Raw genomic sequence first — 16,189 nt, 5'->3', positions numbered from 1 at the left:
GGTAAAAAGGTGAACTCGCTTTTTTGCCCGAGGTACTAGAAATGAGGAGCTATGTTCAACCGCATCCGAAGCATGCTGACAACGCTTACTGACCGGATTTCGCGCAGGCTGGTCAATAAGCTTGTTTTGTTGTTTACGACGATTATTATTCTAGTGGTTGGTCTTCTGACGATTATCTCCTATGAGATGCTAGAACAAGAATCCGTGGAGCACAGCATGATCAGCACCACCAACAATCTGAAGCTGATTAATCAGAAGCTGGAAGATTACCTCGCCGGCGTGGAACAGATGTCTCTTCCGCAGATTCACTACGAGGACATCCTGCAGGCGATTATGAACGAAGAATCGGATTATGCGTCGAAAATGTACCTGGAGGACTATCTGCGTGAACTGTTTTACTCGCGGAACGACCTGGAGAGCATTTATCTCTATTTGATCGACCAACACAAATACTACTCCATTACGCGCGAAGCTTATAACGTTTCGGTTCGGGTGAGCTATCAGGAAGACATTCCGAATCAGCCGTGGTACAAGCAGGCGATGGAGAGCCGTCATAACGAGGCCTATCAATCGTTTATCGTGCCGGGGGCGAAGTCGGGTTACAACATGACCGTGGAACCTGACTTTATGGGGTACCACCGTGTGCTGCGCGCCTTGGTGACTCGCGAGCCGAAAGCGATCGTCTCCTTCTATTTGAAGCCAACGGTCAAAGACCAGATTCTGAAGGATGTTCCGTTCGAGAAAGGCGAGCATCTGCTTTATCTGGATCCGAACAATGTTCCTTTTCATGTGGATGATCCTGCTTTTTTGGAGCAGATTGAGGATGCGCCATGGCTCGCCCGGCTTGACAAGAACGGTTCTAAGAAGCCGGTCACCTGGACCGACGAGGCTGGCGATAAATATTTGATTATTTACAACATTGAAGCGAACGGAGGTTGGAAGCTGGTCAAACCGATTCCGTACAGCAACCTTTACGCGGCTGCCAGAGCCACGCGGAATATCGGATATTTGATCGGCTTGATTTTTTTGTTGATTTCGCTCATTCTGGTGACTTTGTTTTCCAATAAAATTACGAGTCCGCTCAAGGATTTGTCTCTTCAGATGCGCCGCTTTAGCGAAGGGACCTTTGACGCGGAAATCCCGGTGAAAGGTCGGGACGAGATCGCTTATTTATCCCGGCATTTCAACCGGATGGTGCGGCGGACCAACGATTTGATCAATGAGCGCTACAAGATGAAGCTGGTTGAGAAGAACGCGATCCTCAAGGCACTGGAGGCCGAGATTAACCCGCATTTTCTGTATAATGCGCTGCAGGCAATTTCGACCAAAGCGCTCAAGAGCGGGGATGACGAAGTGGCCGATATGGTGGATGCCTTGGCGCTGACGCTAAGATATTGCATAAGTGGAAAAGACATCGTGAACGCTAGGGAGGAGCTGAAGCATATCGAACGTTATCTCGCGTTACAGAAGGCCCGGTTTGGCAGTCGTCTGCAGGTAACGGTCGAGTGGGAGGAAGCGCTCAAGGAGCTGCAAATTCCCAAGCTGTCCATTCAATCCCTGGTTGAAAACTCCATTAAGCATGGGCTAGAGAAAATGTCGAGCGGCATCTCCATTCGTATTCGTGCCGAGCTGGGGGACACGCATGCGGTAATCTCCGTCAGCGACAACGGTCCAGGTATTTCTCCGGAACAGATGGAGCAAATCCAGGCGTCCTTCCTCCAAGATTGGGAGGAGCAGGAAGGAGAGAACATCGGGCTCAAAAATCTGTATACCCGCTTGAAGCTTCTCTATGGGAAAGAAGCGGAGCTACGGATCCAGAGCGATGAGCACGGGACGGAGATGTGTATGTTAATACCGCGGGGGGGCAGCAGTCATGTATAAAGTATTGATTATCGACGATGAGGAACCGCTTCGCGAAGCGATTCGGATTTTAGGGAATTGGCAGGAACTTGAGGTGGATGAAATCCGGGAAGCAACGGACGGCAAGATGGGACTCGCCATGCTGGAACAATACAAGCCGGATATCGTTATGGTGGATATGAAAATGCCGGAGCTGAACGGGGTCGACTTCCTGCGGATTGTAGAGGAGAAGTATCCCGAGCTGCTGACCATTGTGATCAGCGGGTATGACGACTTTGAATACACCCGTCAGGCGATTCATGCCAAAGTGGTCGATTATTTGCTGAAGCCGGTCAATCGTCAGGATTTGAATCAGGCGCTGCGCAAGGCGGTAGATGTGCTGAATGCCAAACGCGAGCGACAGAAGGAATCGATCACTCGAAACATTGCGTTTAATATGTCGCTCCCGAAATTAAAGGAGAAAATCTACTTTTCCATTATTGAACGGAGCTTTAAGAAGCAGAGCAGCCAGGCGTTCCTCTCGTTAATTGGGGCGGATGAACCGGATCATCGATTTGGGGCGCTCGTCCTGCGAATCTTGAACATGGAAGCCGTGCAGGACAGCCGGTTCCATCGCGACCGGGAGCTGCTCCATTTCGCGGTGGCCAATGTGATTAATGAGATCGTGGTGGACAATCTGCAGTGCTTCAGCTTTGCCAATCCGAAGCAGGAGCGGGAAGTGATCGCCGTCTACACGGTGAAGGGGGGCTACCCGCAAGAGATCGCTTTTCGTGCAGGGGAACTGATGCGGAAAATCGTTTCGACGTTAAGCGATCTGTTTGGCATGCTGGCAGCCGGAGGGATCGGCCGGTATTGCGAGGATGTGCTGAACCTGGCTGAATCGTATGATGAGGCCGTTGCCGGCATTCAGAGCATCGACCTGCTGAAGCTCAAAGGGACCGCCGTCATTGGAGAAGCGGACAAGGCAGCGAACAAGGAGACGTTCTCCTTCTCCAACCGGATGCCGATCTTGCGGGGAGCGTTAGAGGCAGGCAATGTAAACCATGCCAAATCGGTGATGGCCGAGTTTACCAAGAGCATCAAGGCCGCCGGCTTCTTCAGCATCGGCGCAGCCGATCGGTTGCTGCGGGAAATCGTCGTGCTGATGAATGACACGGCTTCGGAGCTGGGCGTTCCGGCGGACAAGCTTCCTTCCCCCGGCGTGGATCGTTCGTTGCAAGCGCTTGGAATCTGCACGGATGTGGCTACGTTTGATCAGTTCGAGGCCTTGCTGCTCCATCTAACCGAGTATTATCACGAGCAAGTCCGCCGCTCCATGGCCGCAGGCCGTCCATTCAGCGTCGAGGTGATCAAGGAATATATCGACCATCACTATTTTGAGGACATCAAAATCTCCATGTTCACGGAGAGATTTTTTTTGAGCCGCGAGTATTTGATGAAGCTGTTTAAGCAACAGTATGGCTGCGGCATCCATGAATATGTGCAGAAGGTCCGTATGGATAAGGCGAAAGAACTGCTTGACGATTCGTCACTCAAAATTCAGGAGATCTCGGAAATGCTGGGTTATAAGGATAAGAACTATTTCAGCAAGGCGTTCCGGAATTACTATGCTTTGTCACCGTCCGAATACCGCCAGCAGCAGGAGGAGGAAAGGGGCAAAAAGTGAACTCGCGACCGGACTTCACTTTTTTACCCTTTTTTCGCCACATATCTACATTTTATTACCCGACTCCTTTCATTAAAATAGGGAGCATAGTTAATATTAACCATAAAGAAAGTGGGGGCAAAGTAATGAAGAAAAAGATTCTGGCCTTATCGTTCAGCCTGGTGTTGATCATGGGCCTGTTGTCCGCATGCGGAGGCAACAATAACGCGGCGAATAACGGGGCAAGCAACACAGGTGCCGGTAATGGCGCGGCGACGGATGATTCCAAACCCGTAACCATCAATATGTTCACGGCTTCTCCGGAATATACCGACGCGTTTAACGCCTACATTGAGGAATATAAGAAAGTGAAGCCAAACGTGACGATTAACCTGGAAATCATGCAGGCGGACTACAACACCGTATTAAAATCCAGAATCGCAGCGGGAAGCACGCCTGACGTATTCCAAACTACGGCGGGTGGGGATATCGACACCTTTGCTGAGTACAGTGCGGATTTGACGGATCAACCGCTGGCTGCGGCCATGACGGATGCGGTACGCGCCAATATGACTTCCTCCGACGGTAAAGTGCTTGGCTTGCCGGTTAAAGGGAACTTATTCTCCTTAATCTATAACAAGCAGCTGTTGAATGAAGCTGGCGTGATGACATTCCCGAAAACGACAGCGGAGTTGGACGACGCCATCGCTAAACTGGAAGCCAAAGGCATTACGCCGTTTGCGAATGCGTATAAAGAATGGTGGGTATGGAAACACATCTTCCAACATTTCGTGAACGCTGCCGCTCAAGACGCTGGCGTAACGTCGCAAGATCTGGTGAAGAGCTTTATTGCCGGTGATGCGAAAATCAAGGATTATCCGGCGCTGTACGACAGCTTCTTTAACTTCATCGATACGACAGTGAAGCATGGCACCGACAAACCGCTGGAACGCGACAGCAATGCGCAAGTCAGCGACTTTGCATCCGGCAAAGCGGCGATCATGACAGGGAAAGGTGCATGGGACGAAGAAGCGATCAAGAAAATTAACCCAGACATTCAAATCGGCATTGCCGGCTATCCGGTCAGCGACAAAGCAGATCAATCGATGATCATCACCGGTGCGGACCAAGCTCTGCGCATCAATAAAGACTCTGCGGTCGTCAACGAAACGATCGAGTTCTTTAACTGGCTGTATACTTCCGACTACGGCAAGAGCTGGTTCTCCACGATTGCGAAGGTTATTCCTCCAATCAAGGACGCTCCGCTTCCAGAACTGGATATGCCGAAGCAAATGAACGAAATTCTGAAGTCTGAGCCATCGGGTGACCTTGCGATCAACTATTCGCTGGATACGTTCCATCAAAAATTCGGAGAAATCATGCAAGCTTACATCGGCGGCAGCAAAACAAAAGATCAAGCTGTGACCGAAATCGAGCAAGCATGGGTACAACTGGGTTCGGCGGAATAAACATCGAGAATCTCGGTTGTTCGTAAACCACAAAATGAACCCGGCACCATCTATCGGTGCTGGGTTTTGCTTTTACTTAGGACAGGTAAGGAGTGTGCGAGGGTGATGAATCAAATCGAGCTTCGGGAAAACGGCTTACATCTCGTATTGGAAGTCACCGACGAGCAGGATGTGCGGCTGCTTCATTTTGGGGCAAACGCGCTGAATGAAGCGGTGATCCAGAAGGAGCAGAAACCGGGCTTCCGCCTGATGGAGCTGCAATTAACTGGAGAGGACCGGGCTGAGTATCACGGACGAACCCACCGGGCATCGTACCCGGGACTACGGATGGTGTATGCCGGCCATACCAAAGGACGCAACGAGTTGGGGAGGAAGCTGGAAATTGCGCTGCGCGACCCGAAGACCGGGCTGCAGGCGGTGCAGCACATCCAATTTTACGACGGGGTGCAGACGGTCCGGGCTTGGGCAGAACTGTACAATGCCGGGCCGGAAGCAGTAGGTATAGAGTACATTTCTTCCTTTGCATTGACCGGTTTGGATAAGGAAGGCAGTCAGGATCGGGACGAAAAAATGTGGCTGTCCATCCCCCACACCGGATGGCAAAGCGAGCTGCAGTGGCGCACTTACAAATTGCCTGAGCTCGGCTTATCCCATTTGACGGACCGCAGCTCCAAGCGGATCTCCTGCAGCAATACGGGTTCCTGGTCGGCGGCCGAGCATATCCCGATGGCTGTCCTGGAGAACCGGGAGGCGGGGAGCGTCTTGTTCTGGCAAATCGAGCATAACGGCTCTTGGCACTGGGAGATCTTCGACCAGGTGGACCAACTGACCTTGCTCCTCAGCGGTCCGACCGAGCACGATAACCATTGGTGGAAATCGCTTCAGCCTGGCGAGCGGTTTATCAGCGTACCGGTTGCCGTTGGCGCGGCCAATGGCGGCTTTGAGGAAGCGATCGGCCAGCTGACCGCTTACCGGCGCCGGATTCGCCGGCCAAACGCGGATAACCGGGAGCTGCGGATTATTTTCAACGATTATATGAATTGCCTTTGGGGTTCACCCACGACGGCGAAGCTGCTGCCATTGATCGATGCCGCCGCCGAAGCGGGCTGCGAATACTTCTGCATCGATGCCGGCTGGTACGCTCCGGGTGAGTGGTGGGACGGCGTGGGAGAATGGCTGCCGTCTTCAGAACGGTTCCCGGAAGGGATCAAGTACGTGTTGGATTATATCCGGAGCAAAGGAATGGTGCCGGGATTATGGCTTGAGCTGGAGGTTATGGGCATCAACAGTCCGAAGCTGGCTGACACGGACGACAGCTGGTTCTTCATCCGGCACGGCAAACGGGTGATGGACCGCAGCCGATACCAGCTGGATTACCGCAACCCGAAGGTGGTGGCCCACGCCGATGAGGTCATTCGCCGCTTGGTGGAGGACTATGGTGTCGGCTATATCAAAATGGACTACAACATCAACGCCGGAATCGGGACGGAAACAGCGGCAGACAGCTTCGGCGACGGACTGCTGCAGCATAACCGCGCGTACTTGGCTTGGCTGGATCGGATTTTCGAACGCTATCCGGAGCTCGTCATCGAGAACTGCTCCAGCGGGGGGATGCGGATGGATTACGCGATGTTAAGTCGTTACAGCATCCAATCGACCAGCGACCAGGAGAATTACGTGAACTATGCGGCCATCGCCGCTGCATCCCCGTCTGCGCTGACGCCGGAGCAATCCGCCATCTGGTCGTATCCGCTGCGGGAAGGCGACGATGAAGAGGTCGTCTTCAACATGGTGAATGCGCTGCTGCTGCGTGTGCATCAGAGCGGTCATCTGGCAGAGTTAAGCCCGCGGCGCCGGGAGCTGGTGAAGCAGGCGCTGGACTATTACAAGACGATTCGCGCGGACATTCCAGAGTCGTTGCCGTTCTGGCCGCTGGGGCTGCCCAAGCAGCAGGACGACTGGATCAGCCTGGGCCTGCGCCGGCCGGACAGCGATACGGTATATCTGGCCGTATGGCGTACGCGCGGGGAAGCCTCGTCTCAAGCCTTGCCGCTTCCAGCGCTGCAAGGGGAGGCGCTGGACATCCGCTGTGCCTATCCGCAGGACTTGGTTTGCGCGTGGAACTGGGATGCCGCTGCGGGTCAGCTGACGGTCACCTTGCCTTCCGCACCGTCTGCCCGATTGTTCGAAATCCGCCGTAAACGGTAGGAAGTTTATATCTAAAGATCCGCATCGCTGCTTTTTGCTGGAGATGTGGATCTTTTTTTTGAACCTATGGAATCCTAGTGTTGTTGACATGAAACCAAATGGTGTCATATAATCACTGTTATTAGGAAACCTTTTGGTTTCATATTAACTGAACAATCATGAGTAAAAAGGAGAATAGACGATGGAACAAAACAATACGGGCAAGCTGCCGGATATCCGGCACACGATCCTGCTCAATGCACCCATCTCGCGGGTATGGGAGGCTGTAGCTACGTCGGAGGGGATTGCCGCCTGGTTTATGCCAAACAGCTTCCAGCCGGTATTAGGGTATGAGTTTGTCCTGCATGCCGGCCCGTTCGGAGACTCCCCGTGCAAGGTGACGGAATTGGAGCCGCCGCACCGGTTATCGTTTAATTGGGGCAAGGATTGGACGGTGACCTTCGAGCTGGAGGAAAAAGGGGAGCAAACTGAATTTACATTGATTCACGGCGGGTGGACCGTCGACCAAGTTACCGAATTCGGCGAGGCGCACGAGCTGGTTCGCGGCCGCATGGATCAAGGCTGGACCGGTATCGTCGTCAAGCTGGCCGAATACGTACAGGGGTAAGCCATGGCGGAGGCAGCCTCTGCAAAACATGACGTGTTCCAGGCGATTGCCGACCCAACGCGCCGGGAGCTTCTGAAGCTGCTGAGCGGGCAAGAGCTGCCGTTGAAGGACATCAGCAGCCGGTTCCCGATCAGCCGGACCGCGGTATCCAAGCACCTGCGCATCTTGGCCGAAGCCGGACTCGTGCGCGAGCGCAAGGTCGGTCGGGAGACGCGCTATCGCCTGGACGCCGACCCGCTGCTGGAGCTGAAGCGCTGGCTGGCGTATTACGAGCGGTTCTGGGAGAACAAGTTGTCCCTGCTCAAGCACTATGTTGAATCCGAACCGGGCGCGGAACCGGCGGGACTTCGCCCCGTCCCGACGCCGCCGTCCGGCAGCGCAAGCGAGACTCCGGGCGAATAAATGAAGCCTCCGGCTGCACCTCAATAGGTGGTAAGCCGGAGGCTTTCCTCCTGTTCACGGCGGATTACTGGTCTCAGGGATTAAAAGGGGGCCGGACATCCTTCTGGCTTGGACAGGCTGTCTTCCCCGGGTCTCCCATCTGGTATATAATGGGTGTGGACTATTTCATCATGGCAAGTTACTTCCAAAAAACGCTCAAGGAGGTTGTTGACATGAAGTACGTCAGTTTGGGAAGAACCGGATTGAAGGTCAGCCGTTTGTGCCTGGGAACGATGAATTTTGGGCCAACGACGGATGAGAAGGAAGCGTTTAAAATCATGGACGCTGCGATTGATGCCGGCGTCAATTTCTTCGATACGGCTAACGTCTACGGCGGTACGTCGCATCGCGGCTGGACTGAGGAGATCATCGGCCGTTGGTTCGCGCAGGGCGGCGGTCGTAGAGAGAAGGTCGTGCTGGCGACGAAGGTGTACGGAGCGATGAGCGATCCTGCGTCGGATCCGAATGAAGGCAGTTCCGGCTTATCGGCCTACAAAATCCGCCGCCATCTGGACGATTCGCTGCGGCGGCTCGGCACGGACCATATCGAACTGTACCAGATGCATCATGTCGACCGGAACGTTTCTTGGGATGAGTTATGGAATGCTTTTGACATCGCGCAAAAACAAGGCAAGATCGGATACGTTGGCGCCAGCAACTTTGCCGGGCGGGATCTTGTGAAAGCCCAATATGAGGCGAAAGCCCGCGGGGCGCTGGGCCTTGTCTCCGAGCAGCATAAGTACAGCCTCCTGTGCCGTCTGCCGGAGCTGGAGGTTCTGCCTGCAGCCGAGGAGCTGGGGATCGGCGTCATCCCGTGGAGCCCGTTGGACGGAGGGATTCTCGGCGGGAATCTGAATCCGCAGCCGGGCTCGCGTACGGCCAAGCAGACCGAACGGATCGAGAAGCTGCGCCCGCAGCTGGAGCGGTTCAGCCAGCTGTGCAAAGAGCTGGGCGAATCGGAAGCCACGGTGGCCCTCGCCTGGACGCTGGCGCATCCGGCGGTTACGGCGCCGATTATCGGGCCGCGCACGCTGCAGCAATTTGAGGAATCGCTGCGGGTTGTCGAAGTCGAGCTGAGCGAGGAGACGCTGAAGGCCATCGACGAGATCTTCCCGGGTCCGGGCGGTGAAGCGCCAAAAGCCTACGCCTGGTAAAAGGCTATGCGAGGAAGGAGAACGAGACGATGATGCGATACGTACGGGGCACGGACCTGGACATGAACACGATATATCAGGCGTTTCAACGCGGTTTTGCCGATTATATCATCCAATTTAATTTGACCGAAGCGGAGTTTGAGGATCGATTTTTTGGTCCGGAAGGCAATGCGCGTGAGCACTCCTTCGTGGCTCTCGACGGCGAAGAACCCGTGGGGGTTGTCTTGGGCGGCAGCAAGGTCTACGAGTCCGTCCGAACGATGCGCTGCGGCGCGCTGGCCGTCAGCCCGGAATACCGCGGCAAGGGAGTAAGTGCAGGTTTGATGGGCCTGCACCGGGAGGAGGCGCTGCAAGCCGGTTGCAAGCAGTTGTTCCTGGAGGTCATTGCCGGGAACGACCGGGCGATCGCTTTTTATCTAAAAAGAGGATACCGCCGTGTGTACGACGTCTCGTTCTTCACCCTTCCCGATGCTTCCCGACTGGAAGCCCCGCTTGGGGCTTCTGCGGGAGTGCCGGTGGAGCAGATTACGTTCGAGACCTTCGCCGATCTGGTGGGCCCTTGGAGATATTTTCACATAAACTGGCAAAACGATTTGGAGTATCAGCAGCGAACTCCTTCCAACGTCTATTACGGCGTTCAGGTGGACGGTGAATGGGCCGGAGGGCTCTCGATTAGTCCAACTGGCAAGATTAATATGCTGATTGTCAGCAATCGGCATCGGGGACAAGGCTTGGCCACCCGGATGCTGGTCGCTGCCCGCGAGGAATTAGGCTTCGTTAAATTCACAGCCTCTTTGCCCGATAATGCCTTGCTGGAAGGATTTTTGGACCGGCACGGGTTTGTTCGCGATAAAATCAGCCTGCATGAGATGTACCTGCGCTTATAAAATGGGGGCATACCGGACCTAAAGTGTTGACATTGGCCTTGGACATCGCTTATCATCATGTAGACCAATCGGTCTAATCTTACGCGGAAAGGTACCGGTATGCATGCCCAATCAGAATCCAACCCGACAGTTGCTGATCGAAACGACGGCCAAGCTGCTGCAGAGCCAAGGGTATAACGCGACGGGGCTGAACCAAATCACCCAAATGAGCGGTGCACCCAAGGGATCGTTGTATTACCATTTCCCTGAAGGCAAAGAACAACTCGCGTGTGAAGCTGTCGTTTACACCAAGAACGTCACTTTGGCGAGCTTGCGCGCCGTGCTGGAATCCACAGAAGATGCAATTGGGGCCGTGCAAGCGCTGCTGCTTCTCATTGCCGAGAACTATGACCGCGAGGATGCGAAGCTAGGGGTGCCGATTGGCATCGTCGCCCACGAGACCGCCCGCAGCAACGAGAATATTCGTCAAGCCTGCTGCGAAGTGTATGACGCCTGGATCGCTGAATTGGAGAAGAAATTTATCGCTTCCGGCTACAGTGCGGAAGAATCGGCGGATTTAGCCGTTCTGATCAATGGGATCGTAGAAGGTTCGATCATCATGTGCTTAACGCAAAAGAGCAGCCAACCTTTGCACACGGCAGCTCGTTTGATTCCGCGGCTCTTTCCTGCCTGAGCCCCGTTGCTCGGAGGCCCTTGCGGCAGAAGAAGGAAGCGAGATCGCGCCCCTTTATTTTAAATTTTATATATAGAACGGTCTATTCAGTCGCCAGCACGAACCCCAAGGCATGCTTTGCCTTATTCATATATATGAAACCTAGAGAGAGACGCAAAGTCCAAAAATAGGAGAAGATGGAGGTAACCCTACAAATGAATACATCAACGATGTCATCGGCTCAAGGCGCCGGTGTGGAAGGGATCAGGCGTTTACCAATTACAATAGCCCTGGTCATCGGGGCCTTTGTGTCCATATTAAATGAAACCTTGCTGAATGTGGCCTACACTGACTTGATGCAAGAGCTACACGTGGGGCCTTCGACGATACAATGGCTTTCTACTTCTTATATGTTAGTGATTGGGATTCTGGTGCCGATTACGGCGCTGTTGATTCAATGGTTTACGACGAGGCAGATGTTCCTGTCGGCGATGATTCTGTTCCTGGTCGGAACGGTCGTTTGCGGTATTGCGCCTTCGTTTGGCGTGCTGCTTCTCGGTCGGATCATTCAGGCGATTGGAACAGGGCTGCTGCTTCCGGTGATGATGAATACCATTCTGACGATCTATCCTCCGGAAAAAAGAGGCGCGGCCATGGGTACGATCGGCCTGGTCATCATGTTTGGTCCGGCGATTGGTCCTACCCTGTCCGGCCTGATTCTGGATGTGTTGGATTGGCGTTGGCTGTTCTATCTGGTGATTCCGCTCGCGGTATTATCCATCGTCTACGGAGCGCTGTATTTGCGGAACGTGTCGGTATTGACGAAACCGCGGGTGGATCTGCTGTCCATTCTGCTGTCGACGATTGGCTTCGGCGGCATCGTATACGGGTTTAGCCACGCGGGCGAAGGTGAAGGCTGGTCGAGTCCTGTCGTCTACACTTGCCTGGTCGTCGGATTTATCGCTTTAATCTTGTTCGTTTGGCGGCAGCTGCGGGTCTCTGAGCCGACCTTGGACGTCCGCGTCTTTAAATACCCGATGTTCACCTTGTCGGCGATGCTGCTCATGGTCATGATGATGACCTTGTTCTCGACGCTGATTATCCTGCCGATGTACCTGCAGGGCGCACTGCTGTTGGCACCGTTCGCAGCCGGTCTCGTCTTGCTTCCCGGCGGGGTAATCAACGGTCTGATGTCGCCGGTGGCGGGGCGGCTGTTCGATAAATTCGGTCCGCGCGCGCTGATCGCGCCGGGGCTCATCATCGTTATCGCCACCTTGTGGTTCATGCGCGGCTTGTCGACGGACAGCTCGACCGGTGAGGTCATCGCCTTGCATATCACGTTATTGATCGGGATTTCCTTGGTGATGATGCCGGGGCAAACGACGGGGCTGAATCAGCTGCCTCGCAACTTATATCCGCATGGCACCGCGATCATGAACACGCTGCAGCAGGTGTCAGGCGCGATTGGTACCGCGCTGTTCATCAGCATCTTCTCGCATGGCCAAGAGCGTTACCTGAAGGCTTCGGCAAATCCGCAGGATCCGGCCGAGCTGGGGAACGCGCTGGTGTCCGGCATGCACCAAGCCTTTACCATTTCGATGTACGTTGGCGTGGTGGCGTTGTTGATCGGCTTGTTCTTGCGCCGCACCTACGCGCCGGAGGAAACGCAGGCAGCTGCGGGCAGCCATCCGGAGTTTAAGCCGGAGGTTCAACCGGAATCGCGTTAATCCTAAGGAATTCAAAGGCCGTCTATGCTCCAGACGGGCAAAGACCGGTTCGGTGGCAAGCTTCCATCGGACCGGTTTGTTGCGTTTACCAAATGTGAACATTCTGGAAAACTTGAGGATTTCGATTGATCATCCGGCAACTAACAGGGATGATGGAATAGGGGATTATTGCTTACCTGCAAATGGGGAGCAGGCAAGAACCAAGATGAACGGAGTGAGTTTTTCGTGCCTATTTCATCCCGTATGATCGGTGTGCTGCTGGCGCAGGTCGGCACGCCGGCGGAGCCGACGGCCAAGGCGGTGCGGCCCTTTTTGCGCCGTTTTCTATCCGACCGGCGCGTGATCGATTACCCGCCGCTGCTGTGGCAGCCGCTGCTGCGCGGCGTGATCCTGGCCGTTCGCCCCAAGCGCTCGGCCCGGCTGTATGCCCGCATTTGGGGCGAGGAGGGTTCGCCCCTGCTGGCGATCTCGCGCCGGCAGCAAAGCGGCCTGCAGCAGCGCCTTGGCGAGCGCTATAAGGTTGAGCTGGGCTTCGCCTACAGCGAACCGGACATCGCCCAGGCGGTAAGCCGCCTGGAAGCAGCGGGGGTGGACCGTATCCTCGTGTTGCCGCTGTATCCGCAGTACTCGTCCACGACCACCGCCGCCATTTATGATGCGGCTTGCTTTGCCGCCCTCGGCAAGGACCGGCGCTCGGGTTCATCCGCGAAGCGCTTTGTGCCGGAGCTTCGCCTGGCGGGCGCCTTCTTCGACCATCCCGGCTATATTCGCGCGATGCAGACGCATCTAACCGCACTGCTGCAGCGCCTGCCGCAGCCGCCGGATCACTTCCTGCTGAGCTTTCACGGTATCCCGCAGCGGTATGCCGACGGCGGCGACCCGTACCCGGAGCAGTGCCGCGAAACCGCGCGCCTCTTGGCGGAGGCGATGGGCTGGACGCCTGAGCAATGGGATATCGCGTACCAATCGCGGTTTGGTCCGGAGACGTGGCTTGGACCCTCCACGGCAGAGCAGCTGCAGCGCTTGGCCGACCGCGGCGTGAAACGGCCGTTGGTGTTTACCCCCGGATTCGTCACCGACTGTCTGGAGACGTTGTATGAACTGGGGATTGAGGCGAAAGAGGAGTTCATTGCCCGATGCGGCGGCACCGTGGGCGATGATGGATTTACGGTCGCCCCCTGTTTAAACGATCAGCCGGATTGGCTGGACGTCCTCGCGGAGGTTGTCCGGACCCAAACGAAGGGCTGGATCGACGACTAATTGAACGCGGCCTGAAGCCGCAAGCTTTCCAAGGGAAGACAACTTCCCGAAATGGCTATACTGACAACAAGAAAGTACATAAGGAAGGGGCATCAGTTTATATGGAACGGTTTTTTAAGTTGAAGGAACATGGAACGACCATTCGAACCGAGCTGTTCGCTGGGTTAACCACCTTTCTGGCGATGGCCTACATCCTGGTCGTAAACCCCGCGGTGCTTAGCGCTGCGGGGGTTCCGTTTGATCAGGTGTTTATGGCTACGGTGATTGCGGCGGTCATCGGCACGCTGTTTATGGCGCTGTTCGCCGGGCATCCGATCGCCATCGCACCCGGCATGGGGTTAAACGCCTACTTTACGAGCGTTGTCGCCAGCACCGGGTTGTCTTATCAGACAGTGCTGGGTACGGTGTTTTTTGCCGGGGTACTGTTTCTGCTGCTGAGCTTCACCCGGCTGCGGGAAGCGCTGATCCGCGCCATTCCTGATTCGCTGAAATTCGGTATTACCGCAGGTATCGGGTTATTCATCGCCTTTTTGGGGCTAAAAATGTCCGGTATCGTCGTGGCGAATCCCGACAACCTGGTGACGTTTGGCGATTTGCACCGCTCGGTGACTTTGCTGACCTTGTTTGGCGTCTTTGTCACGCTGGTGCTGATGGCCCGCCGTGTTCCCGGCGCGCTGTTTATCGGCATGGCGCTGACCGCGGTGCTTGGTTATTTCACTGGCCAGCTGAAATTGGACGGCTTCGTATCCGTCCCGCCGGCACCGGTCTTCTTCGATCTGGATTTGTCCGGCGTCTTTAGCCAAGGGCTGTATACAACCGTATTCGCATTTCTGCTCGTCACGTTGTTCGACACGACCGGCACGCTGATTGGCGTTACTGAACAAACCGGCGCGATGAAGAACGGCGAGCTTCCCCGGGCCAAGGCCGCGCTGCTCGCAGATGCGACGGCAACCACCATCGGCTCGATGTTTGGTACAAGCCCTACGACCGCCTACATCGAGTCGACGACCGGCGTGGCTGCGGGCGGCCGCACCGGCCTAACATCGCTCGTCGTCGCCGGACTGTTCCTGCTGTCGATGTTCATCTCGCCGCTGGTGGGAGCCATCTCTGGTCTTCCGGCCATCACCGCACCCGCCTTGATCATCGTCGGCTGCTTTATGATGGAAGGGCTGGCCCGGATTCAGTGGAAATCGTTCGACGAGGCGTTTCCGGCCTTCGCCATCCTGCTCATGATGCCGCTCACCGCCAGCATCGCCACCGGGATCGCCGTCGGGTTCATCACGTATCCTGTGATGAAGCTGGTCAGCGGCAAAGGGCGGGAGGTTCATCCGCTGCTTTACGTGTTTGGCGTGATCTTCGTGATTCAGCTGGCCTTTTTCCCGGCGCATTAGGAAATTGAAGAAGATTTTGTTACCCGTTTTAACCTGGGTGAGACCCTTTTTTCGGTAGGCCGTCATATAATGAACCTGTAAGCCATACAATGGAAATCCTGAGGCGGTAATTCGCTGGATGTGCTGACATAGAAAGGCGGACCTGACATGAAAAATTGGTTTACAGCGCTGCTCCCCCTGGCGCTCATTGTAATGTTGCCCGGGCTGGATGCCCATGCGCCGTCGTCCTTCGGATTCCTTCCGGGAGCGGGAACGGGAGCCAAGACGTCGGCCGTTGGAACGGCGGAGCTTAAGTTCCCCGATACGGTCACGGTATACTTGAACGCTGTGAAGCTTGGCTCTGACGGGGCAGTTCTCACGGCGGACCCGATCTTGTGGTATCAGGGGGATGAGGCGGCGGCGATCTTCGCAGAACGCGAACCGGATGCCGGGATTGACGGACCGCCGGACGGTTATTATATCGTAAATGAGACGGAGGAATCGGTGACTTATCCGGTTTCTACGGATGCTGAAGTTGTGCTGCAAATTTATGACCGGACCGGCAAGCCGGAGGATATCGAAATTAGGGCAAATGAAACCGTAACCTTACAGAAATTCAGCAAGTTATTCCAAAACACGGATCTGCTGGATCTCAGCCAATTCCCGTATCATCTCACGCTGAAGGATGGCAAGGCCGTCCGGATCGTGCAGCAATATGTGCCGTGAAATCCTGCATATGCATTAGACCAAAGTCGGAGCGTTCACTCCGGCTTTTTCATTTGGGTGTTGCTGATAAAATCGTGTAGCACAATTTTGCAGTTGTAGTATAATATTTCCTTAGACATAGTTCTTTGTACCTAAAATTTCCTATTGCGCCATTAGGATGAGCCTCACTTCAAGGGGGGAGAA

General features: G+C 55.0%; 13 protein-coding genes. All 13 read left to right on the top strand.

The features are described from left to right. The first annotated feature begins 51 nt into the window (after window positions 1-51). The 13 genes from U9M73_RS16335 (at window position 52) to U9M73_RS16275 (ending at window position 16,006) form a co-directional block, all read left to right on the top strand. Window positions 52-1,881: a sensor histidine kinase gene (locus U9M73_RS16335; RefSeq protein WP_260070929.1), complete on the top strand. Its 1,830-nt coding sequence runs from the start codon at window positions 52-54 to the stop codon at window positions 1,879-1,881. Further along, a complete protein-coding gene (locus U9M73_RS16330) occupies window positions 1,874-3,526 on the top strand; it encodes a response regulator transcription factor (RefSeq protein WP_323078082.1) in 1,653 nt (550 codons plus the stop codon). Before U9M73_RS16335 ends, U9M73_RS16330 begins: the two co-directional genes overlap by 8 nt. 125 nt (window positions 3,527-3,651) lie before the next feature. Continuing rightward, window positions 3,652-4,974 (top strand): ABC transporter substrate-binding protein, encoded by a 1,323-nt coding sequence (locus tag U9M73_RS16325; RefSeq protein ID WP_323078080.1) that lies wholly within the window; start codon window positions 3,652-3,654, stop codon window positions 4,972-4,974. A 105-nt stretch (window positions 4,975-5,079) separates the two neighbouring features. Then, on the top strand, window positions 5,080-7,182 hold the full coding sequence (locus tag U9M73_RS16320) for a glycoside hydrolase family 36 protein (RefSeq protein WP_323079151.1): 2,103 nt from the start codon (window positions 5,080-5,082) through the stop codon (window positions 7,180-7,182). Window positions 7,183-7,363: 181 nt separating this feature from the next. Then, window positions 7,364-7,789 carry an SRPBCC family protein gene (locus U9M73_RS16315; protein WP_260070931.1) on the top strand — a complete coding sequence of 142 codons (426 nt, stop codon included), beginning with the start codon at window positions 7,364-7,366 and terminating at the stop codon, window positions 7,787-7,789. A gap of 3 nt (window positions 7,790-7,792) precedes the next feature. After that, window positions 7,793-8,191, top strand: a complete 399-nt coding sequence (locus U9M73_RS16310) for an ArsR/SmtB family transcription factor (protein ID WP_009223628.1) — start codon at window positions 7,793-7,795, stop codon at window positions 8,189-8,191. A 212-nt stretch (window positions 8,192-8,403) separates the two neighbouring features. After that, window positions 8,404-9,384, top strand: a complete 981-nt coding sequence (locus U9M73_RS16305) for an aldo/keto reductase (protein ID WP_009223629.1) — start codon at window positions 8,404-8,406, stop codon at window positions 9,382-9,384. A gap of 29 nt (window positions 9,385-9,413) precedes the next feature. Then, complete coding sequence (locus U9M73_RS16300; RefSeq protein WP_323078077.1) at window positions 9,414-10,271, top strand: GNAT family N-acetyltransferase; 858 nt, start codon at window positions 9,414-9,416, stop codon at window positions 10,269-10,271. Between the two features lie 103 nt (window positions 10,272-10,374). Next, complete coding sequence (locus U9M73_RS16295) at window positions 10,375-10,944, top strand: TetR/AcrR family transcriptional regulator (protein WP_260070934.1); 570 nt, start codon at window positions 10,375-10,377, stop codon at window positions 10,942-10,944. Window positions 10,945-11,153: 209 nt separating this feature from the next. Continuing rightward, complete coding sequence (locus U9M73_RS16290) at window positions 11,154-12,650, top strand: MDR family MFS transporter (protein ID WP_397376615.1); 1,497 nt, start codon at window positions 11,154-11,156, stop codon at window positions 12,648-12,650. A 225-nt stretch (window positions 12,651-12,875) separates the two neighbouring features. Next, a complete protein-coding gene (gene hemH, locus U9M73_RS16285; protein ID WP_323078074.1) occupies window positions 12,876-13,910 on the top strand; it encodes a ferrochelatase in 1,035 nt (344 codons plus the stop codon). Between the two features lie 101 nt (window positions 13,911-14,011). After that, on the top strand, window positions 14,012-15,301 hold the full coding sequence (locus U9M73_RS16280) for an NCS2 family permease (protein ID WP_260070937.1): 1,290 nt from the start codon (window positions 14,012-14,014) through the stop codon (window positions 15,299-15,301). 147 nt (window positions 15,302-15,448) lie between these two features. Next, window positions 15,449-16,006 (top strand): hypothetical protein, encoded by a 558-nt coding sequence (locus U9M73_RS16275; RefSeq protein WP_009223635.1) that lies wholly within the window; start codon window positions 15,449-15,451, stop codon window positions 16,004-16,006. Window positions 16,007-16,189: the final 183 nt, after the last annotated feature.

Source organism: Paenibacillus phoenicis (genome assembly GCF_034718895.1).
Classification (GTDB): Bacteria; Bacillota; Bacilli; order Paenibacillales; family Paenibacillaceae; genus Fontibacillus; species Fontibacillus phoenicis.
The sequence above is the reverse complement of the archived record's forward strand: the minus strand, read 5'-3'. Positions and strand labels throughout refer to the sequence as shown.

What these genes read in the sequence shown, in the direction of transcription:
- U9M73_RS16310 (WP_009223628.1), top strand. Translation starts at nt 7,793, where the DNA reads ATGGCGGAGGCAGCCTCTGCAAAACATGACGTGTTCCAGGCGATTGCC.
- U9M73_RS16325 (WP_323078080.1), top strand. Translation starts at nt 3,652, where the DNA reads ATGAAGAAAAAGATTCTGGCCTTATCGTTCAGCCTGGTGTTGATCATG.
- U9M73_RS16295 (WP_260070934.1), top strand. Translation starts at nt 10,375, where the DNA reads ATGCCCAATCAGAATCCAACCCGACAGTTGCTGATCGAAACGACGGCC.
- U9M73_RS16275 (WP_009223635.1), top strand. Translation starts at nt 15,449, where the DNA reads ATGAAAAATTGGTTTACAGCGCTGCTCCCCCTGGCGCTCATTGTAATG.
- U9M73_RS16300 (WP_323078077.1), top strand. Translation starts at nt 9,414, where the DNA reads ATGATGCGATACGTACGGGGCACGGACCTGGACATGAACACGATATAT.
- U9M73_RS16290 (WP_397376615.1), top strand. Translation starts at nt 11,154, where the DNA reads ATGTCATCGGCTCAAGGCGCCGGTGTGGAAGGGATCAGGCGTTTACCA.
- U9M73_RS16320 (WP_323079151.1), top strand. Translation starts at nt 5,080, where the DNA reads ATGAATCAAATCGAGCTTCGGGAAAACGGCTTACATCTCGTATTGGAA.
- U9M73_RS16280 (WP_260070937.1), top strand. Translation starts at nt 14,012, where the DNA reads ATGGAACGGTTTTTTAAGTTGAAGGAACATGGAACGACCATTCGAACC.
- U9M73_RS16330 (WP_323078082.1), top strand. Translation starts at nt 1,874, where the DNA reads ATGTATAAAGTATTGATTATCGACGATGAGGAACCGCTTCGCGAAGCG.
- U9M73_RS16305 (WP_009223629.1), top strand. Translation starts at nt 8,404, where the DNA reads ATGAAGTACGTCAGTTTGGGAAGAACCGGATTGAAGGTCAGCCGTTTG.
- U9M73_RS16335 (WP_260070929.1), top strand. Translation starts at nt 52, where the DNA reads ATGTTCAACCGCATCCGAAGCATGCTGACAACGCTTACTGACCGGATT.
- U9M73_RS16315 (WP_260070931.1), top strand. Translation starts at nt 7,364, where the DNA reads ATGGAACAAAACAATACGGGCAAGCTGCCGGATATCCGGCACACGATC.